General features: G+C 56.5%; 15 protein-coding genes and 1 tRNA gene. 7 read left to right on the top strand and 9 right to left on the bottom strand.

The genetic code is table 11. The annotated features are described in order from the left end of the window. Window positions 1-12: 12 nt before the first annotated feature. Genes HED22_RS07475 through HED22_RS07460 form a run of 4 tightly spaced genes read right to left on the bottom strand, consistent with a single transcriptional unit; the run spans window position 13 to window position 4,025 of the window. Window positions 13-963, bottom strand: a complete 951-nt coding sequence (locus HED22_RS07475) for a metal ABC transporter permease (RefSeq protein ID WP_167720738.1) — start codon at window positions 961-963, stop codon at window positions 13-15. Next, a complete protein-coding gene (locus tag HED22_RS07470; RefSeq protein WP_167720735.1) occupies window positions 960-2,189 on the bottom strand; it encodes a metal ABC transporter permease in 1,230 nt (409 codons plus the stop codon). Before HED22_RS07470 ends, HED22_RS07475 begins: the two co-directional genes overlap by 4 nt. 5 nt (window positions 2,190-2,194) lie before the next feature. Continuing rightward, complete coding sequence (locus HED22_RS07465; protein WP_254869831.1) at window positions 2,195-2,995, bottom strand: metal ABC transporter ATP-binding protein; 801 nt, start codon at window positions 2,993-2,995, stop codon at window positions 2,195-2,197. A gap of 55 nt (window positions 2,996-3,050) precedes the next feature. Next, entirely contained in the window at window positions 3,051-4,025 is a 975-nt protein-coding gene (locus HED22_RS07460) for a metal ABC transporter solute-binding protein, Zn/Mn family (protein WP_167720733.1), read from the bottom strand. 141 nt (window positions 4,026-4,166) lie between these two features. Here HED22_RS07460 and mntR point away from each other — a divergent pair, with 141 nt between their 5' ends. Continuing rightward, window positions 4,167-4,595 carry a manganese-binding transcriptional regulator MntR gene (gene mntR / locus HED22_RS07455; protein ID WP_167720731.1) on the top strand — a complete coding sequence of 143 codons (429 nt, stop codon included), beginning with the start codon at window positions 4,167-4,169 and terminating at the stop codon, window positions 4,593-4,595. 87 nt (window positions 4,596-4,682) lie between these two features. On the opposite strand, the gene HED22_RS07450 is transcribed toward mntR, so the two are convergent. Further along, a tRNA-Ser gene (locus HED22_RS07450) sits at window positions 4,683-4,772 on the bottom strand. Between the two features lie 314 nt (window positions 4,773-5,086). On the opposite strand from HED22_RS07450, the gene rplU reads away from it, so the two are divergent. From rplU to proB, 4 genes are all read left to right on the top strand, one after another. Beyond that, the gene (rplU, locus tag HED22_RS07445) at window positions 5,087-5,398 is read left to right on the top strand and encodes a 50S ribosomal protein L21 (protein ID WP_008889408.1); all 312 of its coding nucleotides are present in this window, start codon (window positions 5,087-5,089) and stop codon (window positions 5,396-5,398) included. 35 nt (window positions 5,399-5,433) lie between these two features. Then, window positions 5,434-5,694 carry a 50S ribosomal protein L27 gene (gene rpmA / locus HED22_RS07440; protein WP_101245546.1) on the top strand — a complete coding sequence of 87 codons (261 nt, stop codon included), beginning with the start codon at window positions 5,434-5,436 and terminating at the stop codon, window positions 5,692-5,694. A 167-nt stretch (window positions 5,695-5,861) separates the two neighbouring features. Then, window positions 5,862-6,899 carry a GTPase ObgE gene (gene obgE / locus HED22_RS07435; protein ID WP_167720729.1) on the top strand — a complete coding sequence of 346 codons (1,038 nt, stop codon included), beginning with the start codon at window positions 5,862-5,864 and terminating at the stop codon, window positions 6,897-6,899. After that, entirely contained in the window at window positions 6,896-8,020 is a 1,125-nt protein-coding gene (gene proB, locus HED22_RS07430; protein WP_167720728.1) for a glutamate 5-kinase, read from the top strand. Before obgE ends, proB begins: the two co-directional genes overlap by 4 nt. Window positions 8,021-8,176: 156 nt before the next feature. Here proB and HED22_RS07425 read toward each other — a convergent pair whose 3' ends face one another. From HED22_RS07425 to phaR, 3 genes are all read right to left on the bottom strand, one after another. Then, complete coding sequence (locus tag HED22_RS07425; RefSeq protein WP_062956477.1) at window positions 8,177-8,572, bottom strand: helix-turn-helix domain-containing protein; 396 nt, start codon at window positions 8,570-8,572, stop codon at window positions 8,177-8,179. A 167-nt stretch (window positions 8,573-8,739) separates the two neighbouring features. Beyond that, window positions 8,740-9,096, bottom strand: coding sequence for a hypothetical protein (locus tag HED22_RS07420; protein WP_167720725.1), 357 nt, complete (start codon window positions 9,094-9,096; stop codon window positions 8,740-8,742). Window positions 9,097-9,374: 278 nt separating this feature from the next. Beyond that, entirely contained in the window at window positions 9,375-9,992 is a 618-nt protein-coding gene (gene phaR / locus HED22_RS07415) for a polyhydroxyalkanoate synthesis repressor PhaR (RefSeq protein ID WP_167720723.1), read from the bottom strand. Window positions 9,993-10,320: 328 nt separating this feature from the next. Here phaR and HED22_RS07410 point away from each other — a divergent pair, with 328 nt between their 5' ends. Next, entirely contained in the window at window positions 10,321-11,124 is an 804-nt protein-coding gene (locus tag HED22_RS07410) for a hypothetical protein (RefSeq protein WP_167720721.1), read from the top strand. After that, on the top strand, window positions 11,021-12,214 hold the full coding sequence (locus tag HED22_RS07405; RefSeq protein ID WP_254869828.1) for an alpha/beta fold hydrolase: 1,194 nt from the start codon (window positions 11,021-11,023) through the stop codon (window positions 12,212-12,214). Before HED22_RS07410 ends, HED22_RS07405 begins: the two co-directional genes overlap by 104 nt. Window positions 12,215-12,224: 10 nt before the next feature. Here the strand turns inward: HED22_RS07405 and HED22_RS07400 are convergent, their stop codons facing one another. Then, window positions 12,225-13,196: a nucleoside recognition domain-containing protein gene (locus HED22_RS07400; RefSeq protein WP_167720719.1), complete on the bottom strand. Its 972-nt coding sequence runs from the start codon at window positions 13,194-13,196 to the stop codon at window positions 12,225-12,227. Window positions 13,197-13,369: the final 173 nt, after the last annotated feature.

The raw sequence follows: 13,369 nt of genomic DNA, 5'->3' as shown, positions 1-13,369 counted from the left end.
GACTGGAAAGTGTCAGGCTTCGGCCCGCTGGCCCGTGCGTTTACGTTGCGGACCAAACAGGCAGGTCAGAAGAAGGATCACACCCGACACCGTGGCAATCATGCCCGCAGCACTGACCGCGTAGGGTGATCCGAACCAGCCCGGGCCATACCCGGCAAACACATAGCCCAGAACGGCAGAGATTGTGGCAAACACAACCGACCAGCCAACCTGACGCCCCAATTGATTGGTCATCAGTCGCGCACTGGCCGGCGGGCAAACAAACATGGCAATCACGATGATCGATCCGACCGCATCAAAGGCCGCGACAGCTGCGACAGCCGTTGCCACGACAAGGGCAAAGCCAAGGGCGCGGGTGCGGATACCAATCGCACCGGCAAAGGCGGCGTCGAATGTCGAGATTTTCAACTCTTTCCAGAACAGGAAAATGAACAGGCCAATACCGACCAGGACAATTGCCAGACGCGGCAATTGTGGCGGCAGCGTTGCCAGTGCTTCGGGATCAAAAAGCGATCCCCAACCTTCGGCATCAAACCAGATCAGGCTTTCAAGATTGCCAAGCAGCGCGTGCTGAACATCCAGATGCACCGAGCTGGTATCAGTGATTTCAAGGAACAGGACGCCAACGGCAAACAACGTGGTGAAGACCAGCCCCATCGCAGCTCCCGGCTCAACCCGACCCAGCCGTTTGACAATTTCAATCATGACAACGGCAACGATGGCAGCCCCGCCGGCACCAAGCATCATCGGCACGGCGGTGATTGATCCGGTCACCAGAAAGGCGGCAACGATGCCGGGCAAAACCACATGGCTGATGGCATCACCGATCAGCGCCTGACGCCTCAGCAGCAGGAAATTACCCGGAAGTGCACAGGCAATGGCAGCCAATATACCGATCAGAATCGGTGTCAGGCTCAGCTGGACAAATTCCGCCCCAAGGGCTGTGATCAGATTATCGATCATGCCTTGGCTCCTGCGGTGTTTTGTGCGCTCTGGATCATACGGTCGATCTCGGCGATCTGGTCGGGCGTCATCATGCGTTCGATCGGGGTCAGTCCGTCATAACGTTCAATTGCGGAATCATCGGGCAGCATCCGACGTGCCATCGCCCAGCGGGCTTCATCCCGTGCGGCTTTCTCCGCAGCAATTCGCCCGCGTGCGGTCGCAACACCATCAGCCCGGATCATGCCAGCCCGACGCAGAATGCGAATGGTCAGCCCGTCATAGATCGGTTCACGCCGTGCCAGTGACAGAAGTCCTTGTCGGCGATGGACCCGACGCTGAAACCGTTGATGGCGGAGTGCGGATGCCAGCCCGCCACGCAACGGCGAAAACAGCGCGGAGATCAAAAAGAACCCGAAGGCAACCAGAACAATGATCGGCCCGGTTGGAAGAGATGCTTCGGCGGCAGACAATACCGCGCCGATATATCCCGACAGCCCCCCGACCAGGGCCGCAATGCCGATCATCTTGCCGACCTGATTGGTCCAGAAGCGCGCAGCCACTGGCGGAATGATCAAAAGTGCGACAATCAGGATAAGACCAACGATCTTAAGCCCGATCACCGTGACAATAAGGGCAAGCCCCATCATCGCCAGATCGATATTGCGCACGTTGACCCCGGTGGTTGCGGCATATTCCGGATCAAAGGCAACCAGCGTCATCGGACGCCTGAGCAGGAAAACAAACGCGGCGGCCAGCGCCCCGGCAATCGCGATGGTGGTGGCTTCGGAAATCAGCATGCCGGCGGTGGAACCCAGCAGGAAGTTCTCAAGCCCGGCCTGACGACCCGATGACATGCTCTGGATGACAGTCAGAAGCACAATGCCAAGCCCAAAAAATACCGACAGGACAGCGCCGATTGCGGCGTCTTCGGTCAGGCGGGTTTTGCGGGTGATCCATTCCACCATCAAAAGCCCGATGGCTGATGAAATCGCCGATCCAAGAATAAGACCCGGCAACCAGCGCCCATCGCTGCCAAAGGCCACCATGATAATGAAGGCAAGCCCGACACCGGGCAGGGTAGCATGGCTGATCGCATCGGAAACAAGTGCGCGTTTGCGCAGGAATATAAACGCCCCGGCACTGCCGGCCGACAGTCCAAGCAGGCCTGCACCAACGGCGACAAGCGCGCTGTTATAGCCAGCCTGCAGGAAAAGAGCGCTTATGAAGTAATCAATAAAACTCATATCCGTCAGGCCAGATGCAATTCATCAATATGGGTTGCGGCAAGCCGCCCGCCATAGGTTTCCTGCAGGTTCTCGGCTGTAAAGGTCGTCTCGACCGGGCCTTCGGCGATGCGCCTGACATTGATCAGAAGAACCCGATCAAAGTATTCCGCCACCGTCGACAGATCGTGGTGGACACAGACCACAGTGCGCCCTTCGGTCTTAAGCTCCTTAAGCACGGAAACAATCGCACGCTCCGTCGCGGCATCAACACCGGCGAACGGCTCATCCAGCAGGTAGAATTCGGCATTCTGGGCCAAGGCGCGGGCCAGGAAAACGCGCTGCTGCTGTCCGCCGGAAAGCTGACCGATCTGTCGCTCGGCAAAGTCGGCCATGCCGACCCGTTCGAGGCACTCCATCGCCTGTTCACGATGGCGTGCCCGCCACAGACGAAACAGCCCGACTGATCCATAAAGCCCCATCAGAACGACATCGATTACGCGCGCCGGGAAATCCCAGTCAACACTGGCGCGTTGCGGCACATAGGCAACCCGATCACGGGCATCTTCAAACAGCTTGCCAAAAATCCGCACTTCGCCGGAAAGACGGGGCACGACGCCAAGCGCGCCTTTCAGGAAGGTTGATTTGCCTGCACCGTTCGGGCCGATGATGGCTGTCATCGAGCCAACCGGGATAGAGGCATCAATAGAAAACACCGCAGGCTTGTTGCCATAAGATACCGTCAGGCCGCGCACGGTCAACGGTGCGTCCTTGGATGCTGCGTCCAGTATCTTGCCTGATTCTGCTACCAGTTTGGCGCTGCTCATGGTGTTTGTCCTGTTTCGCTTTAAATCAACAAGTCTGGCATTTTATATGTCCGGCTTATGAACCGGCGGCAAGTTTGCCCTGAAATCCGCCTGCGGGTGCTTGGCCGCCAAGGGCGCGGGTGATCAGCGTCGCGTTGTGATCAATCATGCCAATATAGGTTCCTTCGTAGGTGCCCGGATCACCCATGGCATCAGAATAAAGTGTCCCCCCGATCACCACGTCCTGACCCCGCGCAGCAGCCCCTTCGATCAGGGCGCGCACATTGCGCTCAGGTACGGAGCTTTCGACAAAAACGGCCGAAATCTTGCGCTCCACGATGGTGTTGACCAGTTCCTCGACCCGGCGCAGGCCAGCTTCGGATTCTGTGGAGATACCCTGAATGCCCAGGACTTCAAAATCATAACCACGCCCGAAATAACTAAAGGCATCATGGGCCGTCAACAGCACCCGGCTTTTCTTTGGCACGGTCGCGGTAACAGACGTCATATAGCTGATCAGTTTCTTGATCTCGGCAACATGCGCGTCGGCATTGGCGCGATAGGTCGCCTCACCCGCGGGGTCCGTATTGATCAGCGCATCGCGTACAGCATAAACAACCGTTTCCCAAAGCTTGGGGTCCATCCAGACATGCGGGTCAAACCGGCCTTTATATTCGGCATGACTCAGAAGCTTGTCACGTGCAATGGCTTCGCCGACCGCGACAACATTGCGGCGCTTTTCAAGATCAAGGAAGAACTCTTCAAGTTGCGCTTCCAGATAAAGACCATGCCACAATACCAGGTCCGCACGTGCCATGGCGGCGATATCGCTTCGGGTCTGGCGGTAGGAATGCGGATCAACACCCGGCCCCATCAGGGCCTTGACCTCTGCACGGTCCCCGGCAACCTGGCGCGCGGCATCGGCAATCATGGATGTCGTCGCGACAACATTCAGTGGTTTTGCATGCGCAATACTCACGCCCGCCGCCAGTGCGGCGCAAAACAGGGTAAGGCCAAAAACGATATGACGGGCGGCGGAAAACAATTGCATCTGGGCTTCCGAAGGCAAATTGGAATTACTCTGACGAATACCCACTATCTATGTGCGGACTTGTAAAGTTAGTCAAGGCTAAATTGCTATTTGCGTACTTACTTGTTATGAAGATTTCAGGAGTCTGGAGTGGAGAGACCAATGGGCAAAGACACGGAACTGAATCCGCGCCATAACAAGGCCGAAGTTTTCGCGCGCTTACGTGACGCACATGCCCGTGAAGTGACCGAAGATTATGTGGAAATGATCGGCGACCTGATCGCTGAGGAGGGGGAGGCACGTTCCGTCGCCCTTGCCGAGCGCTTCGGCGTGACGGCTGCTACAGTCAATAACACCATCAAACGCCTGGAACGCGACGGCTACGTCACCTCACGCCCCTACCGCTCGATCTTCTTGACAGAAAAAGGCGAAACGCTTGCCAAAAAATGTCGCGAACGCCACCAGATCGTCTATAACTTCCTCGTATCGATCGGGGTTGATCCCGAGGTCGCCGAGTTCGATGCTGAGGGTATCGAGCATCATGTGAGTGAGGAGACATTGGCGGTGTTTGCCAAAGCAGTTAAGTTCTAGCTGCTGTTAGAAAGGCGCCAAGATTCCAGACGAGTACTGCTGCACTCGCTCGGAGTTTGTATGGTGCAAAATTTCTTTTCTGAGGAATGGCGGAGAGGGTGGGATTCGAACCCACGGTACTATTGCTAGTACAACGGTTTTCGAGACCGCCCCGTTCGACCACTCCGGCACCTCTCCGCATGTGTGGTCTTGGCGTTCGAGGCGGTGTTTACCGGGATGGGCGCGAGATTGCAAGAGGGAAATCTCAAATTTTGCGCACTCTTTCACAAGGCGATCCGTCGTGGCTGGTCTGTGGGAAATGCAAACTGCGCTGACCCTGCTAAAATCTGCGGCTTGGGCGTGCGCGTTCCGGGGCTCTGTCGGTCACTCTGTGGTTGACTCTCCGGGGTAAAAGCGGTAATTCACCCGTTCTTCGCAGCGGTTCGGTATCTGTTAGCAGCGGCACCGAAGCGCGCGTTTGTGTTTCCAGAATGTTTTTCAGGAACTTTTAGATGTACGCAATCATCAAAACTGGCGGCAAACAGTATAAAGTTGCTGCCAACGACGTTATCAAAGTCGAAAAGATCGCTGCCCAGGCCGGTGATACCGTGAAGCTTGAAGAAGTTCTCATGGTTGCTGGCGACGGTGCGCCGAAAGTTGGTGCTCCGTTGGTCAAAGGTGCTTCTGTTACCGCAGAAGTTCTCGAACAGGCCAAGGGCGACAAGGTGATCGTTTTCAAGAAAAAGCGTCGGCATAACTACCGTCGTAAAAATGGTCATCGCCAGAACCTGACTGTTCTGCGCATCAAGGACATCAAAGCCTGATTTATCAGGCCAAGATGCAGTTTTAGGAGAGTTTCATGGCTCATAAGAAAGCTGGTGGTAGTTCGCGCAACGGTCGTGACTCCGAAGGTCGCCGTCTCGGCGTTAAAAAATTCGGTGGTCAGGCAGTTGTCGCAGGCAACATTCTCGTTCGTCAGCGTGGTACCAAGTTCCATGCCGGTGACAATGTTGGCCTCGCCAAAGACCACACCCTGTTTGCGACTGTGGACGGTTCCGTCCAGTTCAAGTCGGGCTTCAAGGGTCGTACTTACGTAACCGTCGTTCCGGCCGAGGCGTAAGCCTCCCGTCGGGTGCGGTCTTCGTACCGAATTTTGCAAGGGAGGAATGAGCAATCATTCCTCCCTTGTTGTATGTGCTATAGAAATTTATGCCTCGTTGATGCGCGATCCTCGCGCGCCGGGGTGCCAATACAAAATGATGAACGGGTACGCCCGAAGGACCGGTTATGAAGTTTCTCGATGAAGCCAAGATTTATGTGCGCAGTGGCCGCGGCGGTGCCGGTTCGGTCAGCTTCCGCCGTGAAAAATACATCGAGTATGGTGGACCGGATGGCGGCGATGGCGGCCGCGGTGGCGATGTCATTCTTGAGGCGGTCGAGAACCTCAACACCCTGATCGATTTCCGCTATCAGCAGCACTTCAAGGCCGAAGTCGGCATGCATGGCATGGGCCGGCAGCGCACCGGTCGTTCGGGCAAGTCCATTACCATCAAGGTCCCCGTCGGAACACAGGTTCTGGCCGAAGACCGCGAAACCCTGATTGTCGATATGGTCAAGCCGGGACAGACATACATGCTCTGTCGTGGCGGCGATGGCGGGCGTGGCAACACGCATTTCAAATCCTCTACCAACCAGGCACCGCGCCGCGCCGAAGAAGGCTGGCCGGCTGAGGAAATGTGGGTGTGGTTGCGCCTTAAACTGATCGCTGATGCTGGTCTTGTTGGCCTGCCGAATGCCGGGAAGTCAACCTTCCTTGCGGCATCCTCGCATGCGCGGCCGAAAATCGCCGATTACCCGTTTACTACCCTGCATCCGCAGCTCGGTGTGGTGAATGTCGATGATCATGAGTTTGTTCTGGCCGATATTCCCGGCCTGATCGAAGGCGCCTCCGAAGGCAAGGGCATCGGCACACGCTTCCTTGGCCATATCGAGCGTTGCGAAGTGCTGGTTCATCTGATCGACTGCGCCGAAGAAGACCCTGTCGCGACCTATAAGACGGTGCGTGAAGAGCTTGAAGGCTATGCCGAGGTACTGATCGAAAAGCCAGAGATCGTTGCCCTGTCCAAGGCCGATCAACTCCTGCCCGAAATGGTCGAGGAGCAGCGTGAAATCCTTGAAAAGGGCATCGGTAAAAAGGTCCATATCGTTTCTGGAGCGACCCAGCAGGGGCTTAAGGAAATCCATCGTGAAATCCGCGCCTATATCGATGGGGAGCGTGAACGCCGCGCCATGGAAGGTCGCGAAGAAGAGGGCTTCCAGCCGTGACAAACCACGCCCTGGCGGATGCAAAGCGACTGATCATCAAGGTGGGCTCGGCCCTGCTGGTTGATGAAAATACCGGCAAGCTCCGTCGTGCCTGGCTTGAGGCCCTCGCCGATGACATCGCCCTTCTGCGTGAACGCGGGGTGGAGGTCATCGTGGTATCCAGTGGCGCGATCGCCCTTGGCCGTCGCTTGTTGGGGCTTGATCACCGCACAATCAGTCTGGCCGATAAGCAGGCCGCTGCCGCCACCGGGCAAATCAGCCTGTCGCAGGTCTGGCAGGAAGCGCTTGGCCGCAATGGTCTGACCATGGCGCAGGTGCTTGTCACGCTCGAAGACATGGAAGGCCGTCGTCGTTACCTCAATGCGCGTGGCACGCTGAATGCGCTTCTGGCCCGTGGTGCCATTCCGCTGATCAATGAAAATGATACGGTTGCGACCGAGGAAATCCGCTTTGGCGACAATGATCGTCTGGGTGCGAAGGTCGCGCATATGATCTCGGCCGATACGCTGGTGCTGCTCTCGGACATCGATGGTCTTTATACCGCCGATCCACGCAAGAATCCGGATGCCGACCTGATCCCGGAAGTGCGCGAACTGACACCCGAGATTTTCGATATGGCCGGTGTCGCGCCGACCATGTACAGCTCCGGCGGTATGGTGACCAAGCTGCAGGCGGCCGAAATCGCCATGAAGGCTGGCTGTCGCATGATCATTGCGCGCGGCACCATCTATCATCCGCTTAAAGCCCAGCTTGAAGGTGCGCCCAATACCGTCTTTCTGCCCAGTGAAAGCCCGCTAGCCGCACGCCGTCACTGGATCGCAACCTCGCTCAAGGCGTCTGGGGCGATTGTGGTCGATGCTGGTGCTGCCAAGGCTCTGCGTGCTGGCAAGAACCTTCTGGCGGCCGGCATAACCGGCGTGGATGGACGTTTCAAGCATGGGGATGCTGTGCGGGTGCTGGGTGCCGATGGCGAACAGATCGCACGTGGCATCACGGCCTATGGTGCTGAGGAAACCCGTCTTTTGATGGGGCATGCATCGGGCGATATCGAAGCGACCCTTGGCTTTACCCGTGGCAATGCCATCATTCATTCCGATGATCTGGTGCTGGTCGAGGCATAGCTTTGGCCCTGCATTATAAAAAGGCTTGGGAAGGGGCGCTTGCGCCACTTTATTTGTGCTTCGACCCTGCAAATCGCGATACAGCATAAAAAAGGCCGCCCTTCATTTCGAAGAGCAGCCTTTTTTGCGGTGGCACTATCGTCCGGTTAAGCGGACTTAAGCAGCCTGATCGGCAAGGGCACGGGCCATCTGGCTCAGTGCTTCCTGATGCTTCTCGTGCTTGATGCTTGCGAAGTTACGCGCAAGTTCGAGGCACATACGCTGACGCGCGTTAAGCTCGGTTTCCTGATTGCCTTCGAGGCCTTCATAGAAATAGCTTACCGGAACGCCAAGTACCTGGGAGATCTCGTAAAGGCGACCAGCAGAGATGCGGTTAATGCCGCGCTCGTATTTGTGAGCCTGCTGATAGGTGACGCCAATCAGGTCTGCCATCTGCTGCTGGGAAAGGCCCAGCATGATGCGACGTTCGCGGATACGCTGACCAACATAACGGTCAGTGTCAGTGGCGCGGTTTGCGCGTTTCGGTTCTTCGTTTTGAGCATTCTCAGTCATGTTATAATCCGTTATCAACCGCCAGTTATTATTCCCCACTTCGGATGCTGTCGGGCTTGTTATTTTTCCCGATTTATCATTCCCATTTCAGCACCTTTAAGGCTCTGAAATGTGATGACTTGTACCTGAACATTGGTCAGATAATCATTGCAGCTTTCCGCCAGAAGCTAGCTATATAGGTCAATTTTACTGTCTTTGTCTAGTGTAGAAGGCGAAAAAAAGACGTTCGTTTCTACGCTGTCTGGTTTGTGATGATGCGCATAGCTGGCATGCGCGGACTGAATGACCGGCGGTTGCAAAAGGTTTTCCTGAGGCAGGAGCTGACCTAAAAGCTGGGTCCAAAATGCTGCACTGCCCCCAAGATCATGGGGTTGCAGCCACGCGCCACCATCTTGCGCAATTTTTTCCACAGGCGAAATTTGCGCAAGTTGATCGATTCCGATCCCGGCAGGACCATCGGTTCCACTGCTCGCAGTTTCTGTCCTGCGGGCCGGGGGCATGGAAATCGGTGTGATCGCGGTCATAAGTTTTTCGGTCTATTGGGTCATTGTTGCCTGTGTATTTCGGGACTCCGTGTGTTTCGGTATGTGGACATGGCAGTAACCCGGCAAAAATTGCCGCCTGTCGGCGGTGCCGGGCGTTCTAAAAAAGTTAACGAAAGGTTTATGCAGGATTGGTGCCGCGCGGAGGGGCCATCATTTGCCCTGGTGCGTGCGCATGACGTGCGGGCATGAAAAAAGGCGAAGCACTTCTGGTGGCTTCGCCTTTTTGACCGTGATCCCCGGGATGTGGGCGGGGTGTCTTATTTGTCGGATTTACCGCCGGCAAGGTTGTTGAGCTGTGCCTGCATTGCTTCAAGCTGGCTTTTAAGCTCATCCAATGAGGCATCCGGTTTTGCGCCTGCGGGTGCTGTCGGCTTTTTCGGACCGTCACCGGTTGGTTCGCCGTTTTCATCCTGCATGAAGGGCGAGAACATTTTCATCGTCTGTTCAAACAGCGCGATGTTCTGCTTGTTCATTTCCTCGAACTGGCCAAACGGGAACATGCCCTGCATGGTACCCTGCATGTATTCGCGCATCTGTTCCTGATTATGGCCAAAGGCGCGCATCGCCTGTTCAAGATAGCTCGGCACCAGTCCCTGAAGGCTGTCACCATAGAAGCCAATCAATTGGCGAAGGAAGCTGATCGGCAGAAGGTTCTGCCCCTTGTTTTCTTCCTCGACAATAATCTGGGTAAGGACCGGGCGGGTGATGTCTTCGCCCGATTTCGCGTCATAGACAACAAAGTCGGTATTGTCTTTGACCATCTGCGAAAGGTGATCAAGCGTCACATAGGAACTGGTCGCCGTGTTGTAGAGGCGGCGGTTCGCATATTTCTTGATAATGATGCGATCCTGATCATCTGATTTCTTGTTGGTCATGGCGTCTTTCCTGCTTCCCTGTTTCCCGGACGTTTGTCTGGCGAACTTCCCGGTGGTGTCTGTCCACCTGCTTTGCGCCCCGGCAAATCACGTTGTGCATTTACGATGTTGCGCAGCATTTTCGATTTTGCATTCGCTCAGAAGACCAAGAGAGTGCCGCGAATTTTCCAATGTGTCCAGTATTCAACGTGAAGTGCAGTGCGAAAAACAACTTTGGATACAGTTTGCTGCAGCACAGCACGGGAATTCGTTTTCCCATGCCCGCCAACATTCTATAGTGTTGCCGAGCAAATATGCTTTGCATCAAGCAATAATGAAGGTATCGCCGATGGCCAAGCGGACAAACGGCCCGGACCAACCCGAAGAAACAGGGGCCGGGTTTTCAGACCCGGATGACGAACGGCTTGAACAGCTTGCGCGCCAGTTTCTCGAACTCTGGCGTGAACAGGTCGCAGCAACTGCAGACGGCGCGCACGCTGCCAGTGCCATCGGGCGTCTTTATGCCTCTCTTGGGGCTGATACCACCCGCATGGGCGAAGGGTTCGAAGCCTGGGGCAAGCTGATCGGCCAGATGGCCATGGGCCAGCACCCGTCCGCTGCGGTCGGCAACCCGATGGGGGATGCCATGGCTGCCGCCAACCCGTTACAGGCGATGATGGATCAGATGGCAAAGGCCGCGCGCGAATTGCCGGCATCCCCATTCGCGGGCATGCCATTTGCGCCGGATATGTCGGCCATGGCGGGCATGACCGGGATGGGACCAAAACCGTCTACAACCACTGCCGGTGCCGACGCCGCGAATGCCAATGCCGCCGGTGCTGCCGGGAAGGCATCCGAACAAGACAGCGCGGAAACAGCCGCCGCCGATAAGCCGAAAAAGACTTCCAAGACCAAACGTGCTGCAAAAAATGCTGCAAAGGGGCAGGGGAAGAATGATCAGTCCGCCAAATCAAAAGCCACGTCCGCCAAAGCGGGAAAACCAGAAACGGGCGGGGCCAAGGCCGCTTCCGATGCATCTGGCAGTCGAGATGACGAGCTGGCTCAGCTCGCGCGCCGCATTGCCGATCTTTCTGAAACAATTGCTGCCCTGGAAGCCGGAACTGAAGGAGAAGGCGGAAACACTTCTGGCTGAGATGGAGGCCTTTCATCCCGACGATGTCGCTCAGGCGCTTGATCGTGTCGCCTTTGACCGTCACGCGGGATTCCATGACGGGGTGCGCGCTTATCAACGCCATCCCTATCGCCGTCCACGCGATGAGGACCGCAAGGATATCCCGATCCTCTGGGAAGAGGGATCGACACGGGTCTATGACTATGGCCCGACTGCTGACACCAAGGGCGATGAGACCGGCGAGATCGTTTTGCTTGTCCCGTCGCTGGTGAACCGCGGCTACATCCTTGATCTCAATGAAAAGCGAAGCTTTGCCCGTTATCTTGCCAAATGTGGCTATCGACCGCTTCTGGTTGAGTGGGGCTATCCCGGTATGGACGAAGCCAACTTTGGCCTTGATGATTATGTTGCTGGCCGCTTGGTGACGATCCTTCAGGACGTCGCGGATATGAATGGCGGACCAGTACCGATGATCGGCTATTGCATGGGCGGTGTGCTGGCCTTGGCCGCTACGCTTCTCGATCCGGCACAGGTGTCAAAGCTTGTTCTGCTGGCAACCCCGTGGGACTTCATGGCAGCCGGCCCGACCCAGTCACGCATTGCTGCCGCCTTTGCGCCCTCCTTGCCACAGATGCTGGCCATTCATGACACGCTTCCTGTGGACGTATTGCAAAGCCTGTTTGCCAGCCTTGATCCCTTCATGATGGGCGAAAAATTCCGACGCTTTCAGGCGATGGCAATGGATTCTGCCAGGGCACAGGATTTTGTCGCCCTTGAAGACTGGCTCAATGATGGTGTGCCCTTGCCGCGACGCGTTGCGGTCGACTGCCTGATTGGCTGGTATGTCGAAAACCGCCCGGCCAAGGGCCAATGGCAGATTGATGGCATTGATATCACCCCGGCAGATTTGTCTTGCCCGGTGCTGACCGTCATTCCGGAAAATGACCGTATCGTCCCGCCCGAAAGCGCACAGGCCCTGTTTGAAGCCTGCCCCGAGGATATCCGCGAGGAACTCCATCCTTCTGCCGGTCACATCGGCATGATGGTCGGATCGCGTGCGGAGAAATCCACATGGAAGCCGGTTGTCGACTGGCTGGCGAAGAAGAACTGACGTCTTTGCGCTAATCGGCAGTTTCGGTGGCAAGTTGTGCGCGCTCTGGCGCCCAGCGCAGGGTCAGGCGGGCCAGAAGCGCAATGATGATCAGTGTCAAGACGACCCGGCCCACCAGCACCACCCAGATATCCGCACCAAGTGCGAGCATGATCGCCGTATCCTCGATCAGCGAATGTGACAGCGACAACCAGCTGAGCGACAGGAAAAGCGTGCGTTTGGGGTAATTGTTCTTGCGTGCCTCATCAATGATCAGCGCCCCGCCATAGGTGATACCGAGCAAGACACCAATGGTGGTCACAGGTGCCACGTCGCGCGAAATGCCCGAAATGCGCAGGATCGGCATCATGGCCTGTGTGATGCGCGCGGTGATCCCGGTTTTTTCCAAAATATCGAGCAGGATCAACAACCCGACAATCACGCCAAAGGTCACGACAAGCGATTTGACCATCTGAATGGACCACTCCATCCAGCCGGCCAGACCAGCGGTGGCATTTGCAGTTTCACCCCCGACCATCCAGGAAAAATCAACCGGCTCGGATAGCCAGCCGGTCAAATCACTCACCCAGGTTACCAGGGCGGCATAACCAATTGCGGCACCCACGCGAAGGCCGGTGGTCGCCCAGAAGCTCGCCCCGGCCCGTTTGACAATCGCCTGTTCGACCGGCAGGCCATGGGCAAACAGCATCATCGCACACAGCGCGCTCAACTGTGCGCCCGTCATATCCAGATGGGCCGCCAGCCCGACAAAGGCGCCGACCGCACCATACATGCTGACCAAAACACAGGTCGCCCAGATCAGCCCGGCTTCCGGCGGCAGGCCAATCAGCGCCATGACCGGTGTCAGCCATTCTGATACCAGGTCAACCGCCCCGAACTCCTCGGCAATCCGGACAATCACCATTACCGGCAACATCACCTTGATCAGGGTGATGAACAGTTTCTGGCTGCGGTTGATCAGATCAAAGGCATAGCGATGCATGGGGCGGCATTCCGTATTGGTTTTAAAGGTGGTGCTTCAGGCGTTGGTGGTGAGCGCAGATAAATTGGTCGAACGCCGCGATCATGCCACGTGTTTTCGATTTTGGTGCAGCGTATTTAGGTAACTTCGTGCAATATGGAAGCGTTTTTTTCCTGTTGACGCTGTGGAGTTGC

The sequence above is a fragment of the Thalassospira sp. HF15 genome (genome assembly GCF_011806525.1).
GTDB lineage: Bacteria > Pseudomonadota > Alphaproteobacteria > Rhodospirillales > Thalassospiraceae > Thalassospira.
The sequence above is the reverse complement of the archived record's forward strand: the minus strand, read 5'-3'. Positions and strand labels throughout refer to the sequence as shown.